This window comes from Embleya sp. NPDC025285 (assembly GCF_055558835.1).
The window spans coordinates 25,194-40,245 of the sequence record NZ_JBVHLU010000096.1 but is presented as its reverse complement, the minus strand read 5'-3'; the positions used below and the strand labels follow the sequence as shown (position 1 = coordinate 40,245).

Annotated in this window: 14 protein-coding genes and 2 tRNA genes; 6 read left to right on the top strand and 10 right to left on the bottom strand. The window is 71.5% G+C overall.

The features are described 5' to 3' along the window. The first annotated feature begins 108 nt into the window (after positions 1-108). From ACZ4FV_RS41070 to ACZ4FV_RS41060, 3 genes are all read left to right on the top strand, one after another. On the top strand, positions 109-456 hold the full coding sequence (locus tag ACZ4FV_RS41070) for a hypothetical protein (protein ID WP_395864624.1): 348 nt from the start codon (positions 109-111) through the stop codon (positions 454-456). Then, positions 441-1,334: a type VII secretion target gene (locus tag ACZ4FV_RS41065; RefSeq protein WP_402235768.1), complete on the top strand. Its 894-nt coding sequence runs from the start codon at positions 441-443 to the stop codon at positions 1,332-1,334. The genes ACZ4FV_RS41070 and ACZ4FV_RS41065 overlap by 16 nt, the downstream gene beginning before the upstream one ends. Before the next feature lie 121 nt (positions 1,335-1,455). Then, positions 1,456-2,022 carry a hypothetical protein gene (locus ACZ4FV_RS41060; RefSeq protein ID WP_395864628.1) on the top strand — a complete coding sequence of 189 codons (567 nt, stop codon included), beginning with the start codon at positions 1,456-1,458 and terminating at the stop codon, positions 2,020-2,022. A gap of 42 nt (positions 2,023-2,064) precedes the next feature. On the opposite strand, the gene purL is transcribed toward ACZ4FV_RS41060, so the two are convergent. From purL to purS, 3 genes are read right to left on the bottom strand one after another with little or no spacing between them, the layout of a single operon-like run. After that, positions 2,065-4,314, bottom strand: a complete 2,250-nt coding sequence (purL, locus tag ACZ4FV_RS41055) for a phosphoribosylformylglycinamidine synthase subunit PurL (RefSeq protein ID WP_395864630.1) — start codon at positions 4,312-4,314, stop codon at positions 2,065-2,067. Then, complete coding sequence (purQ, locus tag ACZ4FV_RS41050; RefSeq protein WP_395864632.1) at positions 4,314-4,991, bottom strand: phosphoribosylformylglycinamidine synthase subunit PurQ; 678 nt, start codon at positions 4,989-4,991, stop codon at positions 4,314-4,316. Before purQ ends, purL begins: the two co-directional genes overlap by 1 nt. Then, positions 4,988-5,245 carry a phosphoribosylformylglycinamidine synthase subunit PurS gene (gene purS / locus ACZ4FV_RS41045; RefSeq protein WP_391589184.1) on the bottom strand — a complete coding sequence of 86 codons (258 nt, stop codon included), beginning with the start codon at positions 5,243-5,245 and terminating at the stop codon, positions 4,988-4,990. The genes purQ and purS overlap by 4 nt, the downstream gene beginning before the upstream one ends. A gap of 498 nt (positions 5,246-5,743) precedes the next feature. Here purS and ACZ4FV_RS41040 point away from each other — a divergent pair, with 498 nt between their 5' ends. From ACZ4FV_RS41040 to ACZ4FV_RS41030, 3 genes are all read left to right on the top strand, one after another. Then, positions 5,744-6,070, top strand: a complete 327-nt coding sequence (locus ACZ4FV_RS41040) for a histone-like nucleoid-structuring protein Lsr2 (protein WP_126636576.1) — start codon at positions 5,744-5,746, stop codon at positions 6,068-6,070. Between the two features lie 212 nt (positions 6,071-6,282). Then, positions 6,283-6,354: transfer RNA gene (locus ACZ4FV_RS41035), tRNA-Gly, on the top strand. 91 nt (positions 6,355-6,445) lie between these two features. After that, positions 6,446-6,521: transfer RNA gene (locus tag ACZ4FV_RS41030), tRNA-Gly, on the top strand. Positions 6,522-6,678: 157 nt separating this feature from the next. Here ACZ4FV_RS41030 and ACZ4FV_RS41025 read toward each other — a convergent pair. From ACZ4FV_RS41025 to ACZ4FV_RS40995, 7 genes are all read right to left on the bottom strand, one after another. Beyond that, a complete protein-coding gene (locus ACZ4FV_RS41025; protein ID WP_395864634.1) occupies positions 6,679-7,581 on the bottom strand; it encodes a phosphoribosylaminoimidazolesuccinocarboxamide synthase in 903 nt (300 codons plus the stop codon). 120 nt (positions 7,582-7,701) lie between these two features. Beyond that, positions 7,702-9,087, bottom strand: a complete 1,386-nt coding sequence (locus ACZ4FV_RS41020) for a M48 family metalloprotease (RefSeq protein ID WP_465325788.1) — start codon at positions 9,085-9,087, stop codon at positions 7,702-7,704. Between the two features lie 183 nt (positions 9,088-9,270). Next, positions 9,271-10,551 (bottom strand): phosphoribosylamine--glycine ligase, encoded by a 1,281-nt coding sequence (purD, locus tag ACZ4FV_RS41015; RefSeq protein ID WP_465325786.1) that lies wholly within the window; start codon positions 10,549-10,551, stop codon positions 9,271-9,273. Between the two features lie 38 nt (positions 10,552-10,589). After that, positions 10,590-11,192 (bottom strand): hypothetical protein, encoded by a 603-nt coding sequence (locus ACZ4FV_RS41010; RefSeq protein WP_355545100.1) that lies wholly within the window; start codon positions 11,190-11,192, stop codon positions 10,590-10,592. 73 nt (positions 11,193-11,265) lie between these two features. Further along, positions 11,266-11,988, bottom strand: coding sequence for a GntR family transcriptional regulator (locus ACZ4FV_RS41005; RefSeq protein ID WP_395864640.1), 723 nt, complete (start codon positions 11,986-11,988; stop codon positions 11,266-11,268). A gap of 286 nt (positions 11,989-12,274) precedes the next feature. Continuing rightward, positions 12,275-13,627, bottom strand: coding sequence for an aspartate aminotransferase family protein (locus tag ACZ4FV_RS41000; RefSeq protein WP_402235761.1), 1,353 nt, complete (start codon positions 13,625-13,627; stop codon positions 12,275-12,277). Between the two features lie 108 nt (positions 13,628-13,735). Further along, positions 13,736-15,028, bottom strand: a complete 1,293-nt coding sequence (locus ACZ4FV_RS40995; RefSeq protein ID WP_395864644.1) for an adenylosuccinate synthase — start codon at positions 15,026-15,028, stop codon at positions 13,736-13,738. Positions 15,029-15,052: the final 24 nt, after the last annotated feature.

The window sequence follows — 15,052 nt, the reverse complement described above, 5'->3', positions numbered from 1 at the left end:
TCTCCCCCCCCCCCCCTTCTTCCTGCTTAGAAGAGGCGTCCTCTTCCTCCCCCCCCCCCCCCCCCCCCCCCCCCCCCCCCCCCCCCCCCGCGTCGCCACGCTGGGGACATGAGCAATTACGGGGACCCCGACCGGGTCGAGGCGATCGCGAGTGAGTTGGCGGCGGCCGGCGAGCGGGTGCGGCCCGGGCCGATGACCATCGAATGGCGCGGCACCGCGGCGGACGCCTTCGCGGCCCGGGCGCAGGCCTGGCGCCGCGAGTGCGCGGCGGCCGAACCGGCCGTGCTCGCGGTGGTCGAGGCGCTGCGGGCACACGCTGCGGCGATGCGGGCGGCACTGGCCCGGATCGCGGCCAACGAGCGGGCGGCCCGGGCTGCGGCCGGGCCGGACGCACGGGAGCGCCTTCCGGCCGGCGGCAGCGCGGCCTGGCTGGACGAGCGGTGGGCGACGCGGTGACCGCCGGGTTCACCGCGGTGCCGGACGCGCTGATGGCGCTCGCGGGCCGGCTGCGCGCGGTCGCCGGCGAGGTGTGGGCGCTGCGCGAGCGGGTCGCGGCGGTGGATGTCGCGGCGAGCAGGCCGCTGGCGCCGGCGACCTTCGAGATGCTGCGGGCCCGGCTGCGCGACGCGGTGGAGACGCTGGATCGGGCCGAGCGCACCGGCGTGGATCTGGCCGACCGGCTGACCGAGAGCGCCCGGGCGTACGCGGAGGTGGACACGACCGCGGCGACCCGGTTGCCGACCCTGGTGTCGGCCGGTCCCGCTCTCCCACCGCCGCCCGCCGCGTCGGTCCGGGTCGCCGAGCCGCCGTTCGTGCTGCCCGAGGCATTCCGCGGCCCGGTCACGATCCGGCCGATGGGCCGCGGCGCGGGCATCGCCCGCATCACGTCGGTCGTGTCGGGCGGGGCGGGTGCCGCGGCCCCGCCGGACGGCTCGCCCGCGCCGGACGGGGACGAGATCGTGGCCCGCGCGAAGCGGTGGGCCGACCTGCGGCTGGGCTACAGCATGACCGGGCTGCACGACGGCTACCGTACGGACTGCTCGGGGCTGGTCTCGATGGCCTGGGGCCTGCCGCCACCGGGGTTGACCACGGTGACCCTCCCGGAGGTGTCGCACCCGATCGGCAAGGACGACCTGCGTCCCGGGGACATCCTGCTCGACACCGCGCCCGGCGCGGCCGGGCACACGCTGATCTTCGCGGGCTGGGCGGACGCGGCGCACACGAGGTATCACGCGTACGAGGAGAGTGCCTCGAAGGGCGCGCACCATGGCACAATTCCCTACCCGTACTGGTCCGGGCACGGTACCTTCCGGCCGTACCGGTTGGGGACGTAGCGGTGCGGTCTCACCGCGCCGACGGGGGTGGGCGATGCGCCTGGGGACGAGGTCCGGCGCGGAATCGAGCAGCAGGACAAGCGCCGGCGCCGGCTCCACACGGCGTGCGGTCCCCATCGCGGTGATCGTCCGCAGAACGCTGCTGCTGGGACCTGCCGCCGTGGCGTTGATCACGTGGCGGATCGCGGCGGCCAATCCGTGGAACCTGGACGTGTTCGACCGGGGGATCCTGACCGGCGGGGTGGTTCCGGCCGCGCTCGGGATCTGCCTGATCGGGATCGAGGTCGCGGCCACGTTCCGCGCCCTCGTGGTCCGCGTGGCGGCACTGGGACTCGCGTTCGTGGCCGGGCTGGTGATGGCCCTCGGCACGGTGGTCACCGCACTCACCCTGGACGATCGCCCGGCCGGGAAGGTCGTGGCGGTGTCACCGGACGGCCGGATTCGGGCACTGCAGGTGGACGGCGCGGCCTCGTACTCGGTCGACTCGATCTACGACCTGGAGATCCGGTCGACTGCGGGCCTGGACCGGAGCACGAGCATCCTGAGCGAGTGCGAGGACCACGGGGCGACGATCACGGGCGTGCGGTTCCTGGACAACCGCACGCTGGAGTACACCCCGCCCCGGGGGACTCCCGTGCGCGTGAGCTTCGATCGCAACCTGAAGGCCGAAAGGCAACAGTGCCCGTGAGGGGTGCACGAGGCACCCCGCACGGGCACTGGATGTCGCCGGTCAGCCGAACAGGCCCTTGAGGGTCTCCTCGTGAGCGGTGCGCAGCTCGCTCAGCGCCACCGTGAAGTGGCCCTGGAAGTCGAGCGTGTCACCGTCGACCACACCGATCCGCGCGCACGGCAGGCCGCGCACCTTGCACATGTCGGAGAAGCGCAGTTCCTCGCTCCGCGGCACCGCGACGATCGCCCGGCCCGCCGACTCGCTGAACAGCGCGACGGTCGGGTCGAGGTCCTCGGCCAGCACCACCCGGGCGCCGTGGCCTCCGGCCAGGCACGCCTCGACCAGCGCCTGGGCCAGACCGCCGTCGGCGAGGTCGTGCGCGGCGTCGATCATGCCGTCCCGCGAACCCGCGATCAGGACCTCGGCGAGCAGCCGCTCGCGCTCCAGGTCGACCCTCGGCGGCAGGCCGCCGAGGTGGTCGTGCGCCACCTGCGCCCACGCCGAGCCGGACAACTCCTCGTGCGTGTCGCCCAGGAGCAGGATGATCTGCCCCTCCTCGGCGAAGCCGATCGGCGTGCGCCGCTCGACGTCGTCGATCACACCCAGCACGCCGACCACCGGCGTCGGGTGGATCGCCGTCTCGCCGGTCTGGTTGTAGAACGAAACGTTGCCGCCGGTGACCGGCGTGCCCAGGATCTGGCACGCGTCCGCGAGACCGCGCGTGGTCTCGGCGAACTGCCACATCACCGCCGGGTCCTCGGGCGAGCCGAAGTTGAGGCAGTCGGTGACGGCCAGCGGCTTGGCACCGGTGGTGGCCACGTTGCGGTACGCCTCGGCCAGCGCGAGCTGCGCGCCGATGTACGGGTCGAGCTTGCAGAAGCGGCCGTTGCCGTCGGTGGCGAGCGCGACCCCCAGGCCGGTCTCCTCGTCGATCCGGACCATGCCGGAGTCCTCCGGCTGGGCCAGCACGGTGTTGCCGAGGACGTAGCGGTCGTACTGGTCGGTGACCCACGACTTGTCCGCCAGGTTCGGCGACGCGACGACCTCGAGCAGGGTGGCCTTGAGCTCTTCGGCCGTGCCCGGGCGCGGCAACCGCTCGGCGGCGTCCGCCTGGAGCGTGTCCTGCCACTGCGGGCGCGCGAACGGCCGCTCGTAGACGGGGCCTTCGTGCGCGACGGTGCGCGGCGGCACGTCGACGATCTGCTCGCCGTGCCAGTAGATCTCCAGCCGGTCGCCCTCGGTGACCTCGCCGACGACGGTGGCGATCACGTCCCACTTGTCGCAGATCTCCATGAAGCGGGCCACGTGGGCCGGCTCCACGACCGCGCACATGCGCTCCTGCGACTCGCTCATCAGGATCTCTTCGGGCGAGAGCGTGTGGTCGCGCAGCGGGACGGTGTCCAGCTCGACCCGCATACCGCCGGAACCGGCCGAGGCCAGCTCGGAGGTCGCGCAGGACAGGCCCGCGCCGCCGAGGTCCTGGATGCCCGCGACCAGGTGCTCGCGGAACAGCTCCAGGGTGCACTCGATCAGCAGCTTCTCCTGGAACGGGTCGCCGACCTGGACGGCCGGACGCTTGGCCGGGCCGTCGGCGTCGAAGGTCTCCGAGGCCAGCACCGAGACGCCGCCGATCCCGTCGCCGCCGGTGCGGGCGCCGTACAGGATCACCAGGTTGCCCGCGCCCGAGGCCTGCGCGAGGTGGATGTCCTCGTGCTTCATCACGCCCACGCACAGCGCGTTGACCAGCGGGTTGCCCTGGTAGCAGGGGTCGAAGACGATCTCGCCGCCGATGTTGGGCAGGCCCAGGCAGTTGCCGTAGCCGCCGATGCCCGCGACCACGCCGGGCAGCACGCGCCGGGTGTCGGGGTGCCCGGCCGCGCCGAAGCGCAGCGGGTCCATCACCGCGACCGGGCGGGCGCCCATCGCCAGGATGTCGCGCACGATGCCACCGATGCCGGTCGCGGCGCCCTGGTACGGCTCCACGTAGGACGGGTGGTTGTGCGACTCGACCTTGAAGGTCACTGCGTAGCCCTGGCCGACGTCGACGACACCGGCGTTCTCGCCGATGCCCACCAGCATCGCGTCGTTGGCGGGCATCTTGTCGCCGAACTGGCGCAGGTGCACCTTGCTCGACTTGTACGAGCAGTGCTCGGACCACATCACCGAGTACATCGCCAGCTCGGAGGAGGTCGGCCGGCGGCCGAGGATCTCCCGGATGCGCGCGTACTCGTCGGGCTTGAGGCCGAGTTCGGCGAAGGGCTGCTCGACCTCGGGGTGGTCGACCGCGTTCTTGACGGTGTCCAGGCTCATCAGGCGTTCACCAGGCGCTTCAGGATCGAGGTGAAGAAGGGGAGGCCCTCGGTCGTCGGACCGGTCAGCGGTTCGACCGCGTGCTCGGGGTGCGGCATCAGGCCGACCACGTTCCCGGCGGCGTTGCTGATGCCGGCGATGTCGCGCCGCGATCCGTTCGGGTTGACGTCGAGGTAGCGCGCGATCACGCGGCCCTCGGCCTCCAACATGTCCAGGGTGCGCTCGTCGGCGACGAAACCGCCTTCACCGTTCTTGAGCGGAACGGTGATCTCCTGCCCCGGCGCGAAGTCCGACGTCCACGCGGTGGACACGTTCTCGATGCGCAACTTTTGGTCGCGGCAGATGAAGTGCAGGTGGTCGTTCCGGGTGAGCGCGCCCGGCAGCAGGTGGGATTCGCAAAGAATTTGGAAACCGTTGCAGATGCCCAATACCGGAAGGCCGGCTTGCGCTTGCTCGATCACCGATTCCATGACCGGCGAGAAGCGCGAGATGGCTCCGCAACGCAGGTAGTCGCCGTACGAGAAACCGCCGGGGAGGACGATCGCGTCGACCTGCTGGAGGTTCTTGTCCTTGTGCCACAGGGCGACCGGCTCGGCGCCGGCGATACGCACCGCGCGCCGGGCGTCGCGGTCGTCGAGCGAGCCGGGGAAGGTGACGACGCCGACGCGGATCGTCACTTCCCCTCCTCCGCCTCGACGCGGACCACGAAGTCCTCGATCACGGTGTTGGCGAGGAACGACTCGGCGGCTTCGCGGATGCGGGCGAGGGCGGCCTCGTCGACCGGTCCCTCCAGCTCCAGTTCGAAACGCTTGCCTTGGCGGACGTCGGTGATTCCGTCGAATCCCAGACGCGGCAGCGCGCGCTGCACGGCCTGCCCCTGGGGATCGAGGATTTCCGGCTTGAGCATGACGTCGACGACGACGCGTGCCACAGGCACTCCCACTGTGATGGTTCGGGCCGGTCCGTATCCGGGATACGGGGGTTCGGACCCTGCTGCTGGATCGGGCCGGTCGACGCCGGCACCCGATGGATCGGCGGTATCAGGGTACCGGCCGGCTCCGGGAGGCCGTTCCGGCGCCAAGTTATCCACAGCTTTGGAGTTGTCCACAGGGGAGTCGACCCGGTCAAGATGCCGCTAAATCACCATCAAACGGGCAATGCGCCTCACTCGGGGCTCGCGCGAGCTCGACTCATCGTCGCGTTGTCCACAGGCTGTGGATCACGCGCCGGCCCGGCCTGCGGACACGCCCGTGCGCGCGCGGCGAGAGGAATATCTCGCGTATCGTGAAAACGAATCGCCGACCGGTAAATTAGCGCTTACCGAACCGAAGAACAGCGGACGACACCGCTACGGTTCGCGTTTAGCGCTTAGACTCGGCAATGTAGTTTTGTTTTTCGCCTCGGTGCTATCACCCGAGAGGACACCGCCATGGCCCAGCGTGTAGTCGTCAGCCTGCACGACGACATCGACGGAAGCGAGGCCACGGAAACCATCCGTTTCGGCCTCGACGGCAAGTCGTATGAAATCGACCTTTCGGAAGAGCACGTTCAGCAGATGCGGGATGCCCTGGCTCCTTATCTCGCGGTCGCGCGGCGCACCGCGCGCACGGGAAAGCCGTTCCGCCAGACGACCGTCACCTCCGACCCCGCGGCGGTGCGGGCCTGGGCTCGTGCACGCGGCATGGACGTGCCCGCCCGCGGGCGCATCCCGGCCCGCGTGTACGCGGAATTCGAGGCCGCCAACACCGCCAACTGACGGCAGCACCGTCCCGGGCGTTGGGCTCGATCGACGCCCCACCGGGCCTTTCGGCCCCCGTTCCGCACCTGTCGGCGGGACGGGGGCCGGGCCGTCCCGGAAGAACTTTTCCGGCAAATGCGGACATCTGTAGCGATCCGACTCCGGAGCGTACTCGGCACCTCCGGGGGTCCTATAGAGTTCTCTTGCACCCGGGAAACCGGGGAACACACGCAGGCGTAGCTCAGTGGTAGAGCGCCCCCTTTCCAAGGGGGAGACGCAGTGTTCGATTCCTGTCGCCTGCTCTGCTCGGCCCCTCGAACCGAGGTCGGTGGCAACCACCTCCGCGGATCGGGTAGGGTTGGGACACAACGCGGGGCCGAAACCCCGAGTCGTGCGGACGTGGCTCAGTTGGTAGAGCATCACCTTGCCAAGGTGAGGGTCGCGAGTTCGAATCTCGTCGTCCGCTCCATAAGAAGGCCGGATCACTCCTGTGATCCGGCCTTCTTGTCGTCCGCGCTTGTCGTCCCTACCTGTCGGCCGCGCGGAATGCGGCGCACCATCCGTGGGCCGGCCGATCCGTCGTCGGCCCGGGGCGACCGGGGCCGACGACGGATCGGGTCACCGGGTCAGGCCCAACGCCGTCCGGTCAGACGCTCGTACGCCTCGACGTACTTCTCGTGCGTGCGCTGCACGACCGCCTCGGGCATGGCGGGTGGCGGGGTGTCCGCCGCGCGATCCCAGCCGGACTCGGACGACGCCAGCCAGTCGCGCACGTACTGCTTGTCGAAGGACGGCTGGGCGTGCCCGGGCTCCCACTCGTCGGCGGGCCAAAAGCGCGACGAGTCCGGGGTGAGCACCTCGTCGGCCAGGACGAGGCCGCCCTGCGGGTCGAGGCCGAACTCGAACTTGGTGTCGGCCAGGATGATCCCGCGCTCGCGAGCGATGTCCCGGGCCCGGCCGTACACGGCCAGCGTGGCCCGGCGCAGCGTGGCGGCCAACTCGGCGCCGTGGTGCTCGGCGACGTACTCGTACGAGACGTTCTCGTCGTGCTCGCCGACCTCGGCCTTGGTCGCCGGGGTGAAGATCGGCGCGGGCAGTTCGGAGCCGTCGGTCAGGCCCTCGGGCAGCGCGATGCCGCACACCGTGCGCGAGGCGCGGTACTCCACCAGGCCGGATCCGGTCAGGTAGCCGCGGGCGACGCACTCCACCGGCACCATGTCCAGGCGGCGGCACACCAGCGCGCGGCCGGCCCAGTCGGCGGGGGCGCCGGCCGGCACCTCCGTGGAGATCACGTGGTTCGGGTACAGGTCCGCGAGCAGGTCGAACCACCACAGCGACATGCTGGTGAGGATCCGGCCCTTCTCCGGGATCTCCGGGTCCAGGACCCAGTCGAAGGCCGACATCCGGTTGCTGGCCACCATCACGAGGTTGCCCTCGGCGTCGGTGTACAGGTCGCGCACCTTGCCGGTGTGGATGTGGGTCAGACCGGGGACCTCGACCGGCTCGGGCTTGGTGACGAATCCGCTCACTGAAACCAGCGCTTTCTTGGGTCGTGGTGGGGTGAGGCGAGTCTTTCACGACGCCTTCCACGCCCCGACGGCCCCGACGGCGTCGAACCGGTCGCGGCCGTGCGCCGACGAGGGCACGCCTCAGGCGGCCGAGCCGCCCGGGTGCACCGGCTCTCGGGTGGCGATGCCGATCCGGGCCAACCAGGTGCGCAGCGGGGCGTCGTTGCCCTCGTCGACGGCGCGGGTGATCAGGGTCGCCAGGTCGACCGCGTGGCCGCTTCCGTCGACCAGGACCGGGCCGTCCAGCCAATCCACCGCCGGGTGCATCCGGCCGGTGTCCAGGGCCGCGCACGCGACCACCGCGAACAGGTGGTCGGCGGCCTTGCGGTGGTCCTCGTCCGGATCCCGGCGCAGCACCGCCAGGGCGTCGTCGACCGGGGCCGCGAACGCCTCGGCCCGGGCCCGCCAGACCGGCTCGATGACCGCCTCCGGGTACTCCGCCCAGTCGACCGGGTCCGGGGTCGGCCCGTCCGCGAAGATGCCCGCCGCGAGGCGGGAGATCTCGCCGTCCATGGCGACCGCGTCGGTGAGCAGGTCGCTGGCGGGCCGCTCGGCCAGGCGCGCGCCGAACGCGTTCGCCAGCTTGTCCCGTCGGGAGAGCTCGGTCAGCGCCGACACCACGCCCGCCATCAGCGCGTCCGGATGCCGCCCGATCGTCCACGCGGGGGCGGCGAGCCGGGTCAGCAGCCGGTCCCAGCCCGCGTAGGCCAGGCCGACCTGTTCGTGCGCGGTGGCCCGCAGCTCCGGCTCCAGCGGGATGGCCAGCGCCGCCGCGCCGACCGCGATCTCGCGCTCCATCAGTTCGGCGTGCCCCTGGCACAGGCCGAGCAGTTGGCGGGCGAACGCGCGGGAGGCCCGCCGGGCCGGGCGCAGCGGGACCGGGCCCAGCGGGCGGCGCACGTCGGCGACCGCGTCCAGCCGGCGCACCCAGCGCCGCGCGCCCGCGACGGCCGGTTCGGCGGAGGCCTCGGTGCCCGCCACGACCGGCGCGAGCAGCGCGCGCAGCTCGCCCACCCGCAGCCACCACAGGAAGGGCGCGCCGATCACCAGCACGGTGCGCCGGCGCCGGCGGGGGTCGGGTTCCAGCCAGCTGTCGCATTCGGGGCACAATCGAATGCCGTCGGGTGCCGGCACGTGCAGTTCCTCGGCCAGCTCGCGCACCATCGCGTGCAGCTCCGGGGCGTCCCGCGGGCCCAACGTGATCGCCGGGACACCCGTCCTGCGCACCAGTGCGAGGTCGAGCGCGACCCACGCGAGCACCGCCACCAGGGCCACCGCGAGGGTGGCCAGCAGCGTGCCCGGGGCGCTCTCGCCGAAGTTGCGCGAAGCGCCGTAGAGCAGCAGGCCTGCGGCCGTGAGCGCGGCAAGGACAGCGCCGTTGCGCACCCACAGCACCGCGCGCGCCAGCGCACGCGCCTCGGCCGGCGCAAGCGGTTCGGCCGACTCGCCCACACGCATCGCCCCCATCCGATCCTGGATCCGGGGATCACTCGTCCGGGTCGTCGGTCACGACCCGCGGTGCTCGCACGATAATGCGACGAGTTCGGGTGTTCAGCCCCTTCGGGCCGAACACCATCCCTGCGAGTGAGATCCGGGGCCGGACGGCTGCGTGGGTTTGAGCCGACCGATGACGGGACCGAACGGCCGAATTCAGCCGTTCGGGACGCGGTCCGCGATGCTGATCTCGCCCCGGATCGCCTTGGCCGCGATGTCGGTGCGATGGTGCGAGCCGGGCAGGGCGATCAGCGCGACGCCCTCGTACGCACGTTTGCGTGCCTGTTCCAGGGTCGCTCCGGTGCCGGTCACCGAGAGCACCCGCCCGCCGGAGGAGAGCACCTCGCCGCCCTCGCCGCGACGGGTGCCGCCGTGCAGGACGTAGGTGTGCGGGAGCTTGGCGACCTCGGCCAGGCCCTTGATCGGGTCGCCGGTGCGCGGCGTGGCCGGGTAGTCCTCGGCGGCCACCACGACCGTCACCGCGGCGCCCTCGTGCCAGCGCAGCGGCTCCAGCTCGCCCAGGCGACCGGTCGCGGACGCGTGCAGGACGCCGGCCAGCGGAGTGGCCAGGCTCGCCAGCACGACCTGGGTCTCCGGGTCGCCGAACCGGCAGTTGTACTCGATCACGCGCGGGCCGCGCGAGGTCAGCGCCAGGCCGATGAACAGCACGCCGGAGAACGGCGTGCCGCGGCGGCGCATCTCGTCCACGGTGGGCTGGGCGACGGTGCGCACCAGGTCCTCGGTCAGGCCCTCGGGGGCCCACGGGAGCGGGGTGTAGGCGCCCATGCCGCCGGTGTTGGGGCCGGCGTCGTCGTCGCCGACCCGCTTGAAGTCCTGGGCGGGCTGGAGCGCGACCACGTCGTTGCCGTCGCACAGCACGAACAGCGAGACCTCGGGGCCGTCCAGGAACTCCTCGATCACCACCCGGTCGCAGGACGCGGCGTGCTCGCGGGCGACCTCGAGGTCGTCGGTGACCACAACGCCCTTGCCGGCGGCGAGGCCGTCGTCCTTGACCACGTACGGCGGCCCGAACGCGTCCAGCGCGCGGTCGGCCTCCTCGGGGGTGGTGCACAGGTAGCTGCGCGCCGTGGGCACGCCGGCCGCGGCCATCACCTCCTTGGCGAACGCCTTGGAGCCTTCCAGGCGCGCGGCGGTGCCGGACGGGCCGAAGCAGTCGATGCCCCGGGCGCGCACGGCGTCCGCGACCCCGGCGACCAGCGGCGCCTCGGGGCCGACGACCACGAGGTCGACGCCGAGTCGTTGGGCGAGGTCGGCGACGTCCCCCGCGTTGAGGGCGTCGACCTGGCGCAGCTCGGCCACCTGGGCGATGCCGGCGTTGCCGGGCGCGCAGTAGACGGCGGAGACCGCGGAGTCGAGGGAGAGCGAGCGGCACAGCGCGTGCTCACGGGCACCGCTGCCAATCACGAGGACCTTCACACCCGGCAGCCTAGTGGGGCGCGCGGCGGGCATCGAACTCAGGCGAAGACCACCATCGCGCCCAGCGTCACGCTCTCCTGGGCGGCGGCGTACAGGGTCGCCCACACGAATCGCTCGCGGGCGAAGGGCGCGCCGTCGTAGGTGGGCGTGGGTCGGGGCGGGTCGAGCAGGTCCACGCCGATGTACGGGGCGAGGTCCTCCAGCTCGCGCAGCATGCCCAGGCTCGATCCCAGCGGCCCGCCGTCCTCGGGCAGCGGGTCGTCCATCAGCGGCTGCGGGAAGTCGACCGGCAGGTAGGCGCCGGCGTGGTCGTAGTGCCAGACCAGGTGGGAGAACTGGGCGGCGGCCTCGAAGGTCTCCAGGAGGCGGTCGTAGTCCTCGCCCAACTGCTCCACCGGGGTGACCGGGAACCCCGTGCGGTGCAGCAGGTAGGCGCGGCGCAGGTAGTGCAGCGACTCGTGGTCGAACGCGCCGGCCAGACGCACCTCGGCGGTGCCCGGCTGCCACGTGCGCACCGGCACGGCCGGCAGGCCGTTGCCGACGAGCGCGGCGTCGTAGGCGGCCAGTTCGTCGCGGAACGGATTCTCCGGGTTGTGACACAGCGCGTCCACGAGCGGAACGAGCCAGACGTCGCAATCCACGGTGCAGCTCCCGGTCTTGTCGGTGCGGGTGGCGTTCAGGGCGCCACCGTACCGCCCTGGGGCACGGCGATCGTCAGCGCGCGTCCGCGAGTTCGCGAGCGAGCCGGCGGCCGACCGAGGTGTAGTCGCGCATCAGCGCCATCGCGCCCTCCGCGTCGCGTCGCGCGACCCGGTCGGCGAGTTCGCGGTAGCGGCCCCAACCGGACTCGGTCGGCGGCGCCTCGCGCAGGTAGGGAACGATGTACATCCAGGCTTGGACCCGCAACACGGCCAGTACGTCCGCCAGTCGGCGATTGCCGCTCCAGCGCCCGAGTTCGCCGAAATAGCGGCGATCGAGCAGGGCCACCTCCGAGACGTCCCCGTTCCAGCGCGCCCCGTCGAGCCGGTCGCCCAGCGAGCGCAGTGTGGGCATCGCCTCCTCCGGCGCGGTGCGCGCGACGCGGCCGATCAGCGGGACGCCCAGCAGTCGGCGCGACTCGACGATCTCGGCGAAGTCGGTCCAGGTGAAGGTGCACACCTGGAAGCCGCGGTGGTGGCCGCCGAGCAGCAGGCCCTGCGCGGCCAGTTGGATCAGCGCCTCGCGTACGGGGGTTGCCGACACCCCGAAGCGCTGCGCGGTCTCGTTGACGGTGAGCGAGGTACCGGCGGCCAGTCGTCCGGTCACCAGGTCGTCGCTGAGCACCTCGGCGATCTCCTGGCGCAGGCTGGTCCGCCGCAACGGGGCCTGCCCGCCGGTGGGATCGGCCACGCCGAAAAGCAGGCCGCCGTCTAAAACACTGCCCTGTGCCGACTGCACGCGGTCTCTTCTCGCCGGCCGTCGGCACCGTCGCGCCGACGGGCACCCGTCCGATCAAGTCGATCGCGTCGATCATATGAACGGATATCCGATTTGGGGAGCAACGTGCCCATCCGATTTCGCCCGCGACGTCGGGAGTCGGCCGCCGAACGCCCGGGGATCGCACCGAGGGCACGCGAAAAAGCCGTACCCGCACCGGTCGGGGTGCGGGTACGGCTTTTCTCGACGGTCCGGTTCGGGCGCCCCGGGCGGGTCGACCGAAACCTGACGACCGATCAGGGCGGGGTCAGACGCAGAACGCGTCCGCGACGGTCAGCGCCTCGTCCAGGATGGCCAGGCCCTCCTTGACCTCGGCCTCGGTGCTCGTGCACGGCGGCACCACGTGGGTGCGGTTCATGTTCACGAACGGCCACAGACCCCGGGCCTTGCAGGCCGCGGTGAACTCGTTCATCGGCTGCGCGGCCGGGCCGGCGGCGTTGTAGGCGACCAGCGGCTCGCGGGTCTCCTTGTTCTTGACCAGTTCGATCGCCCAGAACACGCCGAGCCCGCGCACCTCGCCGATGCTCGCGTGCCGCTCGGCCATCGCGCGCAGTTCGGGTCCGATCACGTTCTCGCCGAGCGACTTGGCGTTCTCGACGATCTTCTCCTCGCGCATCGCGGTGATCGTCGCGACGGCGGCGGCGCACGCGAGCGGGTGACCGGAGTAGGTCAGGCCGCCGGGGTAGGGGCGCTCGCGGAAGGTCTCGAAGATCCGGTCGGAGATGATCACCCCGCCGAGCGGGACGTATCCGGAGTTGACGCCCTTGGCGAAGGTGATCAGGTCGGGCGTGATGCCCCAGTTGTCCACCGCGAACCACGCGCCGGTACGGCCGAATCCGGCCATCACCTCGTCGGCGATCAGGATGATCCCGTACTTGTCGCACAGCGCCCGGACACCGGCGAGGTAGCCGGCCGGCGGCACCAGGATGCCGGCGGTGCCCACCACGGTCTCCAGCACGATCGCGGCGATCGTGGCGGCACCCTCGAACACGATGGTGTTCTCCAGGTGCGCCAGCGCGCGCTCGCACTCTTGCGCCTCGCCGTCCGCGTGGAAGGCGGAGCGGTAGGCGTACGGGCCCCAGAAGTGCACGATGCCGGACACGCCGGTCTCGTTCGGCCAGCGGCGCGGGTCGCCGGTCAGCGCGATCGCGTTGGCGGTGGCGCCGTGGTACGAGCGGTAGGTGGAGAGCACCTTGTGCCGGCCGGTGTGCAGGCGCGCCATCCGGATCGCGTTCTCGTTCGCCTCGGCGCCGCCGTTGGTGAAGAAGACCCGGTTCAGGTCGCCCGGCGCGAGCTCGGCGATCAGCCGCGCGGCCTCGCTGCGGGCGTCGTTGGCGAAGGCCGGCTGGACCATGCACAGCTTGTCGGCCTGCGCCTTGATCGCCGCGACGACCTTGGGGTGTTGGTGCCCGATGTTGGTGTTGACCAACTGGGACGCGAAGTCCAGGTACCGGTTGCCGTCGTAGTCCCAGAAGTAGGAACCCTCGGCACCCGCGACCGCCAGCGGGCTGATGAGCCCCTGTGCGGACCAGGAGTGGAAGACATGGGCGCGGTCGGCGTCGTAGACGGCCTTCCCGGCCGCCGGGTCCAGAGTGCTCATGCGGCCACCCTACGGCGGGACAAACGACGTCCGAACCCGCAGGTTGTCAACGATCACGGGGCCCATCCGACAGTGTGTCGGACGGGCCCCGCAGTGCCTCGTCGCCCGCTACTTGCCGCGGAGCAGGCTGTTGATCTCGATGGTCTGCGTGCGGCCGGGACCGACGCCGATCGCCGAGATCGGGGCACCGGACATGTCCTCCAGGGCCCGAACGTACGCCTGCGCGTTCTTGGGCAGGTCGTCGAAGGTCTGCGCGCCGGTGATGTCCTCGGTCCAGCCGGGGAGCTTCTCGTAGATCGGCTTCGCGTGGTGGAAGTCGGTCTGCGACATCGGCAGTTCGTCGTGCCGCACGCCGTCGATGTCGTAGGCGACGCAGACCGGGATCTCCTCCCAGCCGGTCAGCACGTCCAGCTTGGTCAGGAAGAAGTCGGTGAGCCCGTTGACCCGGGTCGCGTAGCGCGCGATGACCGCGTCGAACCAGCCGCAGCGCCGGTCGCGACCGGTGGTCACCCCGCGCTCGTGGCCGATCCGGCGCAGCGCCTCGCCGTCCGCGTCGAAGAGTTCGGTCGGGAACGGTCCGGCACCCACACGCGTGGTGTACGCCTTGAGGATGCCGATCACGCCGGTGATCTTGGTCGGGCCGATGCCGGATCCGGCACACGCGCCGCCCGCCGTCGGGTTGGAGGACGTCACGAACGGATACGTGCCGTGGTCCACGTCCAGCAGCGTGCCCTGGCCGCCTTCGAGCAGGACGACCCTTCCCTGGTCCAGGGCCTGGTTCAGGACCAGCGTGGTGTCGGCGACGTACGGCTTGAGCTGCTCGGCGTAGCCGAGGTATTCCTCGACCACTTCCTCCACGCGCAGCTCGCGGCGGTTGTACATCTTGACCAGCATCTGGTTCTTGTCCGACAGCGCGCTCTCGACCTTTTGGGTCAGGATGCCGACGTCGAACAGGTCCTGGACGCGGATCCCGACCCGGTTGATCTTGTCGGCGTAGGCCGGGCCGATGCCGCGCCCGGTGGTGCCGATCCTGCGCTTGCCGAGGAACCGTTCCGTCACCTTGTCCAGGGTGCGGTGGTACGGCGTGATCAGGTGCGCGTTGCCCGAGATGAGCAACTTGGAGGTGTCGATGCCGCGTTCGACCAGGGTGCTGATCTCGTGCAGCAGCACCCCCGGGTCGACCACGACACCGTTGCCGATGACGGGCGTGCACTCGGGCGTGAGGATGCCGGAGGGCAGCAGGTGGAGGGCGTACTTCTGATCGCCGATGACAACGGTGTGGCCGGCATTGTTGCCGCCCTGGTACCGGACCACGTAGTCGACGGATCCGCCGAGCAGGTCGGTAGCCTTCCCCTTGCCCTCGTCTCCCCATTGGGCGCCGACGAGTACGAGTGCGGGCATGAGGCGTACACCCCTTCCAGGCGG